This window comes from Mycobacterium tuberculosis H37Rv (assembly GCF_000195955.2).
GTDB classification, from domain to species: Bacteria; Actinomycetota; Actinomycetes; order Mycobacteriales; family Mycobacteriaceae; genus Mycobacterium; species Mycobacterium tuberculosis.
This window is the reverse complement of the sequence record NC_000962.3, coordinates 2720727-2734169: the sequence shown is the minus strand read 5'-3', so window position 1 is coordinate 2734169 and position 13443 is coordinate 2720727. Positions and strand designations below refer to the sequence as shown.

Below are 13443 nucleotides of genomic sequence, written 5' to 3'. Positions count from 1 at the left end.
GGTCTCCTTCGGTGCGTAGCAGTGGTCATGAACCGTTGTGGCGGTTGGCTCGCAGGGCCGCATCGATCGCGGCGGCGGCCGGTGCGCAGTCGCCGACACCGGACACCAAAGTTGCCAGCGCACCCGCAGCGCAGGCCCGCCGCAATGCGCGCAGTCGCTCGGCCGGCGAACCTGGGTTGCGCGGCCAATTCGCAGCAAGGACCCCGGCAAATACGTCGCCGGCGCCGGCGGTATCCACTGGCGTTACCGTTGGGGCGGGTACCTCGAACACCCCGTCCGCGCCGACGTACCGGGCACCGCGCACACCCAGGGTGATCACGAAATGTGTTGGTGGCGACGGCCAGTCGTTTGCCTCATGCTCGTTGGCGATCACCACGTCGGCGATAGCGGCCAAGTCCTGCAAGGAGCTTCGATCCTGGCCGGCTGGGGAGGCGTTGACCATGACAACCGCATCGGCCGACTGGGCTGCCCGCGCGGCTGCCAGCGCGGTTGCAACAGGAATCTCCAACTGGGTCAACAGTACATCGCAGTTGGCGACGGCCGAGGGTACCGGAGTCAGATGTGCATTGGCACCCGGCGCCACCAGCACGGTGTTCTCGGCGCTGGCATCGACCACGATAATCGCCGTCCCGCTCGGTCCGGGCACCGTGACGGTCCTGTCCAGTCCAACGGCGTTGGCGCGCAGGTGGGCCCGCAGCTGGGCGGCGGCTGGATCGTCGCCGAATGCACCGGAGAACTGTACCTGCGCGCCTGCGCGCGCTGCGGCCACCGCCTGGTTGGCGCCCTTCCCGCCTGGCGTTCGGGTCAACGACGCCGCAAGCACCGTCTCGCCGGGGCGCGGAAGCGCGTCCACCACGAACGTCAGGTCCATGTTCACGCTGCCTACCACGCACACCCGGGGCGCCATGGGGCCGACGTTAGTCTCACTGGCGTTTGCCATGCTTGCTGTTGGCTGAAATCACTTGTGTCACTTTTGTCCCAAGGGTATCAGTGGGTGTCCTGTCGGTGGCGCGTCCCAGTATTCGAACATGCTTGCGGATCGGGACGGGTGGTCGGGATGCTGGACCGGCTCGATGCTGTCGGTCGATGGTCTGAGTGCGTCGTCGTTTGATGCGTTGACCACTCCGCAGCGGTTGCCGGTGCCGGGGCATGTGTTGATCCATCGACTCGCTGAACATTGCGATACGGCCGAGCTATCCTGGCTCACCTCGATTACGGACCACCCAGAACCAATCGCTACCACCCCTCAAGAAGCGCGTGCGCGACGAGGACGATGACGAGGACCCGTACGCGGCGCATTCCTCGATTGGTCGCTGGTGGCTTTTCGGCAAACGCGATGATCGTGGGCTGGGCACGTTAGTCTGCTGCGTAATCGGCGCGTCGTAGAGCAGCCTGCGACCGACAGCAGAGGGGAAGCCGGTTGACGTCGGGTGAGGCACTGGACTCGGTAGCCGAGAGTGAATCCACCCCGGCTAAGAAGCGCCATAAGAATGTGCTCCGGCGTCGGCCGCGTTTCCGGGCCAGCATCCAGTCCAAGCTCATGGTGCTGCTGCTGTTGACGAGTATCGTGTCCGTCGCGGCGATTGCGGCCATTGTCTATCAATCTGGTCGCACTTCGCTAAGAGCAGCCGCCTACGAGCGGTTGACCCAGTTGCGCGAGTCGCAGAAGCGGGCAGTTGAGACACTATTTTCTGACCTGACGAATTCGCTGGTCATTTACGAACGTGGACTCACGGTTGTCGATGCCGTCGTGCGGTTCACGGCCGGCTTTGACCAGCTGGCTGACGCCACGATCAGCCCCGCCCAACAACAGGCGATCGTCAACTACTACAACAACGAATTCATCACACCCGTCGAACGCACGACCGGCGATAAACTCGACATCACCGCGCTGCTGCCGACTTCTCCGGCCCAAAGGTATCTTCAGGCGTACTACACTGCACCATTCACGTCGGACCAAGATGCGATGCGGCTGGACGATGCCGGCGACGGCAGTGCATGGTCGGCCGCCAACGCGCAATTCAACAGCTATTTCCGGGAAATCGTCACCCGGTTCGATTACGACGACGCGGTATTGCTGGACACCCGGGGCAATATCGTCTATACCCTGAGCAAGGACCCCGACCTCGGTACCAACATTCTGACCGGGCCGTATCGCGAATCCAATCTGCGTGACGCCTACCTTAAAGCGTTGGGCGCCAACGCCGTCGACTTTACCTGGATTACCGACTTCAAGCCGTATCAGCCTCAACTCGGCGTGCCGACCGCGTGGTTGGTGGCACCGGTCGAAGCGGGCGGCAAAACTCAGGGCGTTTTGGCGCTGCCGTTGCCGATCGACAAGATCAATAAGATCATGACCGCCGACAGGCAATGGCAAGCGGCTGGCATGGGTAGTGGGACGGAAACCTATCTCGCCGGTCCGGACAGTCTGATGCGGTCCGATTCTCGGCTCTTCCTGCAAGACCCGGAGGAATACCGGAAACAGGTTGTGGCAGCAGGCACGTCACTTGATGTGGTCAACAGAGCGATCCAGTTCGGTGGGACGACGCTGCTGCAGCCTGTTGCGACCGAAGGACTGCGCGCCGCCCAACGCGGACAGACCGGAACCGTCACCTCCACCGACTACACGGGTAGCAGGGAACTGGAGGCCTACGCGCCGCTGAATGTGCCGGACTCCGATCTGCACTGGTCGATCCTGGCAACGCGGAACGATTCTGAGGCGTTCGCGGCCGTCGCGTCGTTCAGCAGGGCGCTTGTGCTGGTTACAGTTGGCATCATTGTCGTCATCTGTGTGGCGTCGATGCTGATCGCCCATGCGATGGTGCGGCCAATCCGGCGGCTCGAGGTTGGCACCCAGAAGATCAGCGCAGGCGACTACGAAGTCAACATTCCGGTAAAGTCACGCGACGAAATCGGTGATCTTACAGCCGCTTTCAACGAGATGAGTCGGAATCTGCAAACCAAAGAGGAGCTGCTCAACGAGCAACGCAAGGAAAACGACCGGTTATTGCTATCGATGATGCCCGAGCCAGTTGTCGAGCGGTACCGCCTTGGGGAGCAGACCATTGCGCAGGAGCACCAAGATGTCACCGTCCTGTTTGCCGACATCCTGGGTGTCGACGAGATTTCCAGCGGCCTGTCGGGTAACGAACTGGTCAAAATTGTCGACGAGCTGGTCCGCCAGTTCGATTCGGCCGCCGAACACCTTGGTGTCGAACGCATTCGCACGCTGCACAATGGCTATCTCGCCGGTTGCGGGGTAACCACGCCACGGCTGGACAATATTCCCCGAACCGTCGACTTCGCCCTAGAGATGCGGCGCATCGTCGATCGGTTCAATTGCCAAACCGGTAACGATCTGCACCTGCGAGTCGGTATCAACACCGGGGACGTCATTAGCGGGCTGGTCGGCAGATCAAGTGTCGTCTACGACATGTGGGGCGCGGCAGTGAGTCTGGCCTACCAAATGCACAGCGGTTCACCACAGCCCGGCATCTATGTCACCTCGCAGGTGTATGAGGCGATGCGAGACGTGTGGCAGTTCACGGCTGCGGGCACGATTTCTGTCGGAGGGTTAGAAGAGCCGATCTACCGATTGTCGGAGCGATCATGAACCTGCTCGACTCGACATGGTTCTACTGGGCCGTTGGCATTGCGATCGGATTGCCGGCCGGGCTAATCGTTCTCACCGAACTGCACAACATACTCGTCCGACGGAACAGCCATCTGGCCAGGCAGGCAAGTCTGCTGCGAAACTACCTGCTACCCCTGGGCGCGGTTTTGCTGCTGCTTGTCAAGGCATCTGAAGTCCCGGCCGAGGACCCCACCGTGCGGGTGCTCACGACAGCGTTCGGATTTCTGGTGCTGGTGCTGCTGCTGTCGTTACTGAATGCCACCCTGTTTCAGGGTGCGCCCCAACAGAGCTGGCGCAAGCGGCTACCCGCCATCTTCGTCGATGTCGCGCGCTTCGCGCTGATCGGCATAGGTTTGGCGGTGATCCTGTCCTACATCTGGGGGGTGCGGGTCGGTGGACTGTTCGCCGCGTTAGGTGTGACGTCAGTCGTCATCGGCCTGATGCTGCAGAACTCCGTCGGCCAGATCGTGTCGGGCTTGTTCATGCTGTTCGAACAGCCCTTTCGGATCGATGATTGGTTGGAAACACCCACAGCCCGCGGACGAGTCGTCGAGGTGAACTGGCGGGCTGTCCATATCGACACCGGCAGCGGACTGCAGATCATGCCCAACTCGATGTTGGCCACCACCGCGTTTACCAATCTCAGCCGGCCGGCCGGGGCGCACGAATGCTCGATCACGACCACATTTTCCACGTCCGATCCCCCGGACAAGGTATGCGCCATGCTGAACAGGGCTGCCAGCGCGCTACCGCATGTTAAGCCCGGGGTCGTGCCCGCCACAATTGCCCGAGGAGCCGCCGAGTATCGAACGACGGTCAGGCTGACATCACCGGCCGACGAAGGCCCAACGCAGGCAACGTTTCTGCGCTGGGTCTGGTACGCCGCGCGTCGGGAAGGGCTACACCTCGACGAGGCCGACGACGAGTTCTCGACGGCCGAACGTGTGGAGTCCGCCCTGCGCACGGTGGTGGGGCCCGAGCTGCGACTGAGCTCTAGCGATCAGCAGTCGCTGGCTCGGTACGCGAGGCTGGTGCGCTACGGCACTGATGAGATCGTGCAGCACGCGGGTGTGGTTCCCATGGGTATCACCTTCGTGATCGCCGGCAGCGTGCGGCTGACGGTTACGACCGATGACGGATCCGTGGTTGCGATTGCCACCCTCAAAAAGGGCACGTTTCTGGGCTTGACTGCGCTGACTCGGCAACCCGACCCCGCCGGTGCGGTAGCGCTGGAAGAGGTGACCGCGCTGCAGATCGGCCGGGAGCACCTTGAGCAGGTCGTGATGAACAAGCCGATGCTGCTGCAGGAGCTGGGTCGGGTTATCGACGAGCGGCAAAGGAAGGCGCAACAGGCAATTCGCCGCGACTTGCACCAATCCCCAGCGGCGGCCGGCGAGCATCGTGGGCCTGCGCGACGCTGACGAGCGGTGGGACACGGTTGGCCAAGCGATCGGTCTGTTTCTGCGCGGCCACACCCTGCGCACCGCAGCTCCGACGGCGCTGATCGTGGGTACCGTGCTATGTGCGGTGAATCAGGGTGCCACCCTTGCCGAGGGCGCCGCGACGATCGGCACGTGGGTACGGATGGTGATCAATTATTTGGTCCCGTTCCTGGTGGCTAGCGTCGGCTACCTCGGTGCGCGGCGCGGTGTCCGGCGTGCGAGCGGACGTTCTGATCCATCAGCACAATGACGGTGCGAGCCGAACACTGCCGTGGAGCAGGAGGATGTGATGAGTGCCCATCCGTCATGCCCGAGCACCCCACCGCGCTTTTCCACGACGTCGCAGCCATCGCACTGGCCCAACCCGGGGCGGAGCCCGGCGCCATGATGGGTTTCCCTTGCCGACCCGCTCTACTCCCTCATCTGTCACGAGCCGTAATGCGCTGTGTGAGAACGCGATCGGCCTCAACGAGCCTGGGCGTGTCTGTCATCGCGGGTCAACTGCCGGCCGCTGGAAGCCGGCACCGATTAGGTGCACCGTGCAGGCATGTGCGCTGGTGGCTGGCCTCCGACGGCCATTGGGGCATGGTAAGCTACATCCCTACTGCTTTGAACGTCAGCATGGGGGGTATCGTCGGGTGGCGTTGTGTGCCTTGAGTCGGCTTGATTTGCAGCGGCTTACCCGGAATTGATCCCTTCGTCTGTTGGATAATTATGCCAGTGAAGTCGTTGCGTTTTCTCAACGTGGGCAGTCGCAGCGCAAACAACCGGTGGTTGATCAGCCCGGTGCAGTGCCGGGGGTTCGTTAATCGCGGAGTGGAGTCGGCATGTCTTTTGTGATCACAAATCCCGAGGCGTTGACCGTGGCGGCCACGGAGGTACGACGGATTCGCGATCGTGCGATCCAAAGCGATGCTCAGGTGGCCCCGATGACAACCGCTGTGCGGCCTCCGGCTGCGGATCTGGTGTCGGAGAAGGCGGCGACGTTCCTGGTCGAGTACGCAAGGAAGTATCGGCAGACCATCGCTGCGGCGGCGGTGGTTCTTGAGGAGTTTGCGCACGCCTTGACCACTGGCGCCGATAAGTATGCGACCGCCGAGGCCGACAACATCAAGACCTTTAGTTAACGAGTCACTACAGTCGTCACGAGCCGACGGAACAACGAACAAACAGATGCATTTCGAAGCGTACCCACCGGAGGTCAACTCCGCCAACATATATGCCGGCCCCGGTCCTGACTCGATGTTGGCTGCCGCCAGGGCGTGGAGGTCGTTGGATGTGGAAATGACGGCCGTGCAGAGGTCGTTCAACCGAACGCTGCTGTCTCTGATGGACGCCTGGGCGGGTCCAGTGGTGATGCAGTTGATGGAGGCAGCCAAGCCGTTTGTCAGGTGGCTGACCGACCTCTGTGTGCAGCTGTCTGAGGTCGAGAGGCAGATCCACGAGATCGTGCGGGCCTATGAATGGGCACATCACGATATGGTGCCCCTGGCGCAGATCTACAACAACCGTGCTGAGAGGCAGATTCTGATCGACAACAACGCGCTTGGGCAATTCACTGCGCAGATCGCCGACCTCGACCAAGAATATGACGACTTCTGGGACGAGGACGGAGAGGTGATGAGGGACTACAGGCTTCGGGTGTCGGATGCGTTGTCGAAGTTGACTCCGTGGAAGGCGCCGCCGCCGATCGCCCACAGTACCGTGTTGGTCGCACCGGTGTCACCCAGCACGGCGTCATCGCGTACAGACACTTAGCTTGGGCTTAGTGCCTCGATTGTGGCCAGCGCTTGTGCAACGCCTGAAACGATTGCTGCGGCTTTCAGCGCTTCAAAGATCGCCTCTCGGTCCACACCTACCGTACGCAGCGTGTGCTCGTGGGCGACGAGGCAATGCGAGCACCCGTTGATCGCGGACACTGCGAAGGACCAGAGCTCGAAGTTGGCTTTCGGTATGCCCGGATTGGCGATGATGTTCATCCGCAGTCCGGGGCGCAGGTCGTCGTACCGGCCTTCAAGGAAGCCGCGGCCACGGTAGAACACGTTATTCATGCCCATGATGGCCGCGGCTCCGAGGGCTGCGTGGCGGGCTGCAGCCGACAGATGGTCGGTCGCTTCAGCGCCAATGTCAGCTAATACCTGCGGATTTCGTGTCGCTGCGGCGCTGGCCAGCAGGGTTCCCCATAGTTGTTCCTGGTCGAGCACGCTGCTGCGGGTGATTGAGCTCAGGTTCAGCTTGATGTCTTTGGCGTACTCGGGGAGCGCGGCCTTGAGCTTTTCTATACTCATTGATTCCCGGCCAACCAGATCCCGGTTAGGCCGAAGCCTTGAGGAGTTCGCCAGCGTCTAGCGTCGGGTCGCCCTTGCGCCAGTTGCATGCGCACAGCTCGTCGGACTGGAGGGCGTCGAGCACTCGCAGTACCTCATCGACGTTGCGTCCCACCGAACCGGCGGTGGCCGAGACGAACTGGATCTCGTTGTTGGGGTCGACGATAAAGGTCACGCGGTCGGCCACACCGTCGGCGTTGAGGACACCTGCGGCTTGGCTGAGTTCGCGCTTGATGTCGGAGAGCATCGGGAAGGGTAACGTTTTGAGGTCGTTGTGCTGTGCACGCCACTGGAAATGCGCGAATTCGCTGTCAATCGAAACCCCCAGGATCTGGGCGTCGCGGTCCTCGAACTCGTCATTGAGCTTGCTGAACGCCGCGATCTCGGTAGGGCACACGAACGTGAAGTCTTTCGGCCAAAAGAACACCACCCGCCACTTGCCTGGGTGTTCGTCACTGGTGATAGTGGTGAAGTAGTCGCCGGGCTGCTTGGCGTCGACCTTGGACAGGTCACCGCCGATGAGAGCGGTGAGCTGGTAGGCGGGGAATTGATCGCCAATGGTTAGCAGTGGCATGACTCTCCTCATCATCAAAGCGGACAATGCATTTGGTTGCGACATTCCATCGTGCCGTGAAGTCGCTGTCAGGCAAAGGTGATATATCACACCATATTTATCGGCATCGCCGCCAAGAGGTGCTAGCCGGCCGTGGCCGGGCTTCGCGCGTTCGCCGCGGTGGCGGCAAAGCAGTGGTTCAGCAGTGCCGCAAGCATTCTCGATATGAGCCAGTCGACGTTGCGGCGAGCGGTGGTCGGAAGCCGGTCTCGGTGCACCCCCAGGGCATGTCTTTCCGGCAAGCAGCGGGTGCCGCTGACCGCGCTGTCAGAGCTGACTTTGTTGTGACTGCATGAGGGGCACTGCCTACGCGACCAGACGCTCGATGCTGCCCAACACCCGGGCGGTGTGGCTGGCCACCGTCGTGCAGTGCGTGACCGGCGGGCTGGGGGTGACACTGATTCCGCAGACCGCGGCCGCCGTCGAGACCACGCGAAGCCGGCTGGAACTCGCCCGATTCGTCGCCCCTGCCCGGCGCGACGAATCGGTTTGGTGTTTAGCTCTTTCGGCGGCCGCGAGAAGTCCTACCAGCGTCTTGCCGGGATTATCGGCAAGCTGATCAGGGGCGACCGTCAAGTACGCCTGATCGCATAGCAACCACCCAGCCGGATCGCTGCGCGGCCCGTCCGGAGCGGGTCGTCTTACCTGGCCAGCGCAAGCCCGTTACCCTGGGGCAATGACCGTGCCAGCACCGTCGCAGCTCGACTTGCGTCAAGAGGTGCACGACGCCGCACGCCGCGCCCGGGTGGCCGCCCGCCGGCTGGCATCGCTGCCGACGACTGTCAAAGACCGCGCGCTGCACGCGGCTGCCGACGAGCTACTGGCTCACCGCGACCAGATCCTGGCGGCCAACGCCGAAGACCTGAACGCGGCGCGCGAGGCGGACACCCCGGCCGCCATGCTGGACCGGTTGTCCTTGAACCCGCAACGAGTCGACGGTATCGCCGCCGGGTTGCGGCAAGTCGCGGGACTGCGCGATCCGGTCGGTGAAGTGCTGCGTGGCTATACCCTGCCCAACGGGCTGCAGCTGCGCCAGCAGCGCGTCCCCCTGGGCGTGGTCGGCATGATCTACGAGGGCCGCCCCAATGTCACCGTGGATGCCTTCGGGCTGACACTCAAGTCGGGTAACGCTGCATTGCTGCGCGGCAGCTCGTCGGCCGCAAAGTCCAACGAGGCCCTGGTGGCGGTGTTACGCACCGCGCTGGTCGGCCTGGAGCTGCCGGCCGACGCGGTCCAGCTGCTGTCGGCTGCCGACCGCGCCACCGTCACTCACCTGATTCAGGCCCGCGGCCTGGTCGATGTGGTGATTCCACGCGGGGGAGCGGGCCTGATCGAGGCGGTCGTACGCGATGCCCAGGTGCCCACCATCGAGACCGGCGTCGGGAACTGCCATGTCTACGTGCACCAAGCGGCCGACCTGGACGTGGCCGAGCGTATCTTGCTGAACTCCAAGACGCGGCGGCCCAGCGTCTGCAACGCCGCCGAGACGCTGCTGGTCGACGCAGCGATCGCCGAAACGGCGTTGCCTCGATTGCTGGCCGCCCTGCAGCACGCCGGTGTCACCGTACATCTCGACCCGGACGAGGCCGACCTGCGCCGCGAATACCTGTCGCTGGACATCGCGGTGGCGGTGGTCGACGGTGTCGACGCTGCCATCGCCCATATCAACGAATACGGCACCGGGCACACAGAAGCGATTGTGACCACCAATCTTGATGCGGCCCAACGCTTTACCGAACAGATCGATGCGGCCGCGGTGATGGTGAACGCATCAACGGCGTTCACCGACGGCGAGCAATTCGGCTTCGGCGCCGAGATCGGCATCTCCACCCAGAAACTGCATGCCCGCGGACCGATGGGACTACCGGAATTGACGTCGACCAAGTGGATCGCATGGGGAGCCGGCCACACCCGTCCGGCCTGACGCCGTTGGCTAGAGGAGACCCGATCGTGCTAGAGGAGACCCGATCGTGACCGTGCCCGCCCGGCCCACGCCGCTGTTCGCCGACATCGCCGACGTCTCGCGGCGGCTGGCCGAGACCGGCTACCTGCCCGACACTGCCACCGCGACGGCGGTCTTTCTCGCCGACCGGCTCGGCAAGCCGCTGCTGGTGGAAGGCCCCGCCGGGGTCGGCAAGACCGAGCTGGCGCGCGCCGTGGCGCAGGCCACTGGATCCGGTCTGGTCCGGCTGCAGTGCTACGAGGGCGTCGACGAGGCTCGCGCCCTGTATGAGTGGAACCACGCTAAGCAGATCCTGCGTATCCAGGCCGGCTCGGGAGATTGGGAGGCCACCAAAACCGATGTGTTCAGCGAAGAGTTCCTGCTGCAGCGTCCGCTGCTGACCGCTATCCGGCGCACCGAGCCCACCGTGCTGCTGATCGATGAAACCGACAAGGCCGACATCGAGATCGAGGGCCTGCTGCTGGAGGTGCTGTCCGACTTCGCGGTGACCGTCCCCGAACTGGGCACCCTGACCGCCACCCGGGCGCCGTTCGTGCTGCTGACCTCCAACGCCACCCGTGAGCTGTCCGAGGCGCTCAAGCGTCGCTGCCTGTACTTGCACATCGACTTCCCGACCCCCGAGCTGGAGCGTCGCATCCTGTTATCCCGAGTTCCCGAGCTGCCCGAGCACTTCGCCGAGGAGTTAGTGCGCATCATCGGCGTGCTGCGCGGCATGCAGCTTAAGAAGGTGCCATCGATCGCCGAGACCATCGACTGGGGTCGCACCGTCTTGGCACTGGGACTGGACACCATCGACGATGCGGTCGTTGCCGCCACGCTCGGCGTGGTTCTCAAGCACCAATCCGACCAGCAACGGGCCACCGGAGAGCTCAGGTTGAACTAGTGGCCGCCCGTCGTATTCGTGCTGCCCGGCCACTCGCCCCGCATGGGCTGCCCGGACACTTGGTGGGCTTTGTGGAAGCGCTGCGTGGCAGCGGGATTTCGGTGGGCCCGTCAGAGACGGTGGATGCCGGCCGGGTGATGGCCACCCTCGGGCTGGGTGATCGTGAGGTGTTGCGGGAGGGCATTGCTTGTGCGGTGCTGCGCCGGCCTGACCACCGCGATACCTATGACGCCATGTTCGACCTGTGGTTTCCCGCGGCACTGGGGGCTCGGGCGGTCATCACCACGGAAGACGAGTCGGCAGGCTCCGGGGGTTTGCCGCCCGATGATGTCGAGGCTATGCGGCAGCTGCTGCTGGATCTGCTGGCCAACAACCAAGACCTGGCCGGCAAGGACGAGCGGTTGGTGGAGATGATCGCGCGGATCGTTGAGGCCTATGGCAAGTACAGTTCCAGCCGCGGTCCGTCGTTCTCGTCGTATCAGGCACTCAAGGCCATGGCGCTGGACGAACTGGAGGGCAAGCTACTGGCGGGCCTGCTTGCTCCCTACGGCGATGAGCCCACAGCCACCCAGGAACAGATTGCCAAAGCGCTTGCCGCACAAAAGATCGCGCAGCTGCGCAGAATGGTCGACGCCGAGACCAAGCGGCGCACAGCCGAGCAACTCGGCCGCGAGCACGTCCAGATGTACGGAATTCCACAGCTTTCCGAGAACGTCGAGTTTCTGCGTGCCTCGGGTGAGCAGCTGCGCCAGATGCGCCGGGTGGTGGCCCCGTTGGCCCGCACCCTGGCGACCCGGTTGGCCGCCCGGCGGCGCCGCGCCCGCGCGGGATCGATCGATCTGCGCAAGACGCTGCGCAAGTCGATGTCCACCGGCGGCGTGCCGATCGACCTGGTGTTGCACAAACCCCGCCCGGCGCGCCCGGAACTCGTCGTGTTGTGCGACGTGTCGGGCTCGGTCGCGGGCTTCAGCCACTTCACGCTGCTGCTGGTACACGCGCTGCGCCAACAGTTCTCCCGGGTTCGCGTCTTCGCCTTCATCGACTCCACCGACGAGGTGACCCATATGTTCGGGCCGGAATCGGACCTGGCCATAGCGATCCAGCGGATCACCCGGGAGGCTGGTGTGTATGCCCGCGACGGCCATTCCGACTACGGCAACGCGTTCGTCTCGTTCATGCAGGGCTTCCCAAATGTGCTGTCGCCGCGCAGCTCGCTGCTGGTGCTTGGTGACGGGCGCACCAACTACCGCAACCCGGCCACCGACGTGCTGGCCGACATGGTGACCGCCAGCCGGCACGCGCACTGGCTCAACCCGGAGCCCAAGCATCTGTGGGGCAGCGGTGACTCGGCGGTGCCGCGCTACCAAGAGGTGATCACGATGCACGAATGCCGATCCGCCAAGCAGCTGGCCACGGTGATCGACCAGCTACTGCCGGTGTAGGCCGGGCGGGCAGTCGTAAAAGAACATGATGGGCGCTGGTGCGCCCGCTTATCACGCGTTGTTGGCCCACGGCGAGTGAGCTGCTGGTGTGCAATGCCGGGCACGTGAAGAACGGCCGGGCCGCAAAACCGACCTCTTGGATGCCGAGTGGTTGGTGCACCTGCTGGAATGCGGTCTGCTGCGGGGTTGGTTGATTCCGCCCGCCGACATCAAGGCCGCCCGCGACGTGATCCGCTACCGCCGCAAGCTGGTCGAGCATCGCACCTCGAAGCTGCAGCGCCTGGGCAATGTGCTTCAAGACGCGGGGATCAAGGCCGACAGCGTGGCGTCCTCGGTCACCCCCAAGTCGGTGCGGGCGATGGTGGAGGCGCTCATCGACGGTGAACGCCGCCCGGCGGTGCTGGCTGATCTGGCGCGCGGCAGTATGCGCTCGAAGATCCCCGATCTGCAGCGGGCGCTGGAAGGGCGCTTCGATGATCACCATGCCCTGATGTGTAGGTTGCACCTGGCTCATCTGGATCAGCTCGATGCGATGATCGGTGCTCTCGACGAGCAGATCGAGCAGCTGATGCATCCCTTTTGTGCCCGACGCGAGCTGATTGCATCGATCCCGGGGATCGGGGTGGGTGCCTCGGCGACGGTCATCTCTGAAATCGGCGCCGACCCGGCGGCCTGGTTCCCCTCGGCTGAGCATCTGGCCTCGTGGGTGCGGCTGTGCCCGGGCAACCACGAATCGGCCGGCAAACGCCATCACGGTGCCCGCCGCACAGGCAACCAGCACCTGCAGCCGGTCCTGGTCGAGTGCGCGTGGGCCGCCGTGCGCACCGATGGCTACCTGCGCGAGTACTACCGTCGCCAGGTCCGCAAGTTCGGTGGCTTCCGCAGTCCCGCTGCCAACAAGAAGGCGATCACCACCGTCGCCCACAAGCTGATCGTCATCATTTGGCACGTGCTGGCCACCGGCCGGCCTCACCAGGATCTCGGCGCCGACTACTTCACCACCCGCATGGATCCCGACAAAGAACGACGTCGCCTCGTCGCCAAACTCGAAGCCCAAGGATTGGGGGTCACCCTCGAACCTGCCGCCTGAAACCCCGACATACACACTGTCACCAACAGACCCGGCTTCGCTGCAGTCG

At 63.7% G+C, this 13443-nt stretch carries 13 protein-coding genes, 1 pseudogene and 3 other annotated features; of the genes and pseudogenes, 11 read left to right on the top strand and 3 right to left on the bottom strand.

Annotation, left to right across the window (positions count from 1 at the left end; translation table 11 throughout):
* Nucleotides 1-25 precede the first annotated feature (25 nt).
* Nucleotides 26-940, bottom strand: coding sequence for a ribokinase RbsK (gene rbsK / locus Rv2436; protein ID NP_216952.1), 915 nt, complete (start codon nt 938-940; stop codon nt 26-28).
* A gap of 480 nt (nt 941-1420) precedes the next feature.
* Between rbsK and Rv2435c the strand changes: the two genes are divergently transcribed.
* The 6 genes from Rv2435c to PPE41 all read left to right on the top strand — a co-directional run bounded on the left by Rv2435c (nt 1421) and on the right by PPE41 (nt 6834).
* Nucleotides 1421-3613, top strand: coding sequence for a cyclase (locus Rv2435c; protein NP_216951.1), 2193 nt, complete (start codon nt 1421-1423; stop codon nt 3611-3613).
* The gene (locus Rv2434c) at nt 3610-5055 is read left to right on the top strand and encodes a transmembrane protein (protein ID NP_216950.1); all 1446 of its coding nucleotides are present in this window, start codon (nt 3610-3612) and stop codon (nt 5053-5055) included. Before Rv2435c ends, Rv2434c begins: the two co-directional genes overlap by 4 nt.
* Nucleotides 5036-5326, top strand: coding sequence for a hypothetical protein (locus tag Rv2433c; RefSeq protein NP_216949.1), 291 nt, complete (start codon nt 5036-5038; stop codon nt 5324-5326). Before Rv2434c ends, Rv2433c begins: the two co-directional genes overlap by 20 nt.
* Nucleotides 5323-5733 carry a hypothetical protein gene (locus tag Rv2432c; protein NP_216948.1) on the top strand — a complete coding sequence of 137 codons (411 nt, stop codon included), beginning with the start codon at nt 5323-5325 and terminating at the stop codon, nt 5731-5733. The genes Rv2433c and Rv2432c overlap by 4 nt, the downstream gene beginning before the upstream one ends.
* 170 nt (nt 5734-5903) lie before the next feature.
* Nucleotides 5904-6203, top strand: coding sequence for a PE family protein PE25 (gene PE25, locus Rv2431c; RefSeq protein ID YP_177882.1), 300 nt, complete (start codon nt 5904-5906; stop codon nt 6201-6203).
* A gap of 46 nt (nt 6204-6249) precedes the next feature.
* Nucleotides 6250-6834 carry a PPE family protein PPE41 gene (gene PPE41 / locus Rv2430c; RefSeq protein YP_177881.1) on the top strand — a complete coding sequence of 195 codons (585 nt, stop codon included), beginning with the start codon at nt 6250-6252 and terminating at the stop codon, nt 6832-6834.
* On the opposite strand, the gene ahpD is transcribed toward PPE41, so the two are convergent.
* Together ahpD and ahpC are read right to left on the bottom strand one after the other, a co-directional pair.
* Entirely contained in the window at nt 6831-7364 is a 534-nt protein-coding gene (gene ahpD, locus Rv2429; RefSeq protein ID NP_216945.1) for an alkyl hydroperoxide reductase AphD, read from the bottom strand. The genes PPE41 and ahpD overlap by 4 nt on opposite strands.
* 25 nt (nt 7365-7389) lie before the next feature.
* On the bottom strand, nt 7390-7977 hold the full coding sequence (gene ahpC / locus Rv2428) for an alkyl hydroperoxide reductase subunit AhpC (RefSeq protein NP_216944.1): 588 nt from the start codon (nt 7975-7977) through the stop codon (nt 7390-7392).
* A 105-nt stretch (nt 7978-8082) separates the two neighbouring features.
* Nucleotides 8083-8599: a sequence feature (Rv2427A, Pseudogene oxyR', inactivated by multiple mutations; identical to sequence in u16243 (see Deretic et al., 1995).), on the top strand.
* Between ahpC and oxyR' the strand changes: the two are divergent.
* The 5 genes and pseudogenes from oxyR' to Rv2424c all read left to right on the top strand — a co-directional run bounded on the left by oxyR' (nt 8083) and on the right by Rv2424c (nt 13394).
* Nucleotides 8083-8599: pseudogene (oxyR', locus tag Rv2427A) on the top strand. (Overlaps the previous feature by 517 nt.)
* Nucleotides 8600-8692: 93 nt before the next feature.
* Nucleotides 8693-9940, top strand: a complete 1248-nt coding sequence (gene proA / locus Rv2427c; RefSeq protein ID NP_216943.1) for a gamma-glutamyl phosphate reductase — start codon at nt 8693-8695, stop codon at nt 9938-9940.
* 46 nt (nt 9941-9986) lie between these two features.
* Nucleotides 9987-10862 (top strand): hypothetical protein, encoded by an 876-nt coding sequence (locus Rv2426c; RefSeq protein NP_216942.1) that lies wholly within the window; start codon nt 9987-9989, stop codon nt 10860-10862.
* Complete coding sequence (locus Rv2425c) at nt 10862-12304, top strand: hypothetical protein (RefSeq protein ID NP_216941.1); 1443 nt, start codon at nt 10862-10864, stop codon at nt 12302-12304. Before Rv2426c ends, Rv2425c begins: the two co-directional genes overlap by 1 nt.
* Before the next feature lie 9 nt (nt 12305-12313).
* Nucleotides 12314-12326: a repeat region (13 bp inverted repeat, GCAGTCG(T)AAAAG, at the right end of IS1558), on the top strand.
* 66 nt (nt 12327-12392) lie between these two features.
* Nucleotides 12393-13391: a mobile genetic element (IS1558-2, len: 999 nt. Insertion sequence IS1558.), on the top strand.
* Nucleotides 12393-13394 (top strand): transposase, encoded by a 1002-nt coding sequence (locus Rv2424c; RefSeq protein ID NP_216940.1) that lies wholly within the window; start codon nt 12393-12395, stop codon nt 13392-13394. It overlaps the preceding feature by 999 nt.
* The last annotated feature ends 49 nt before the right edge of the window (nt 13395-13443 follow it).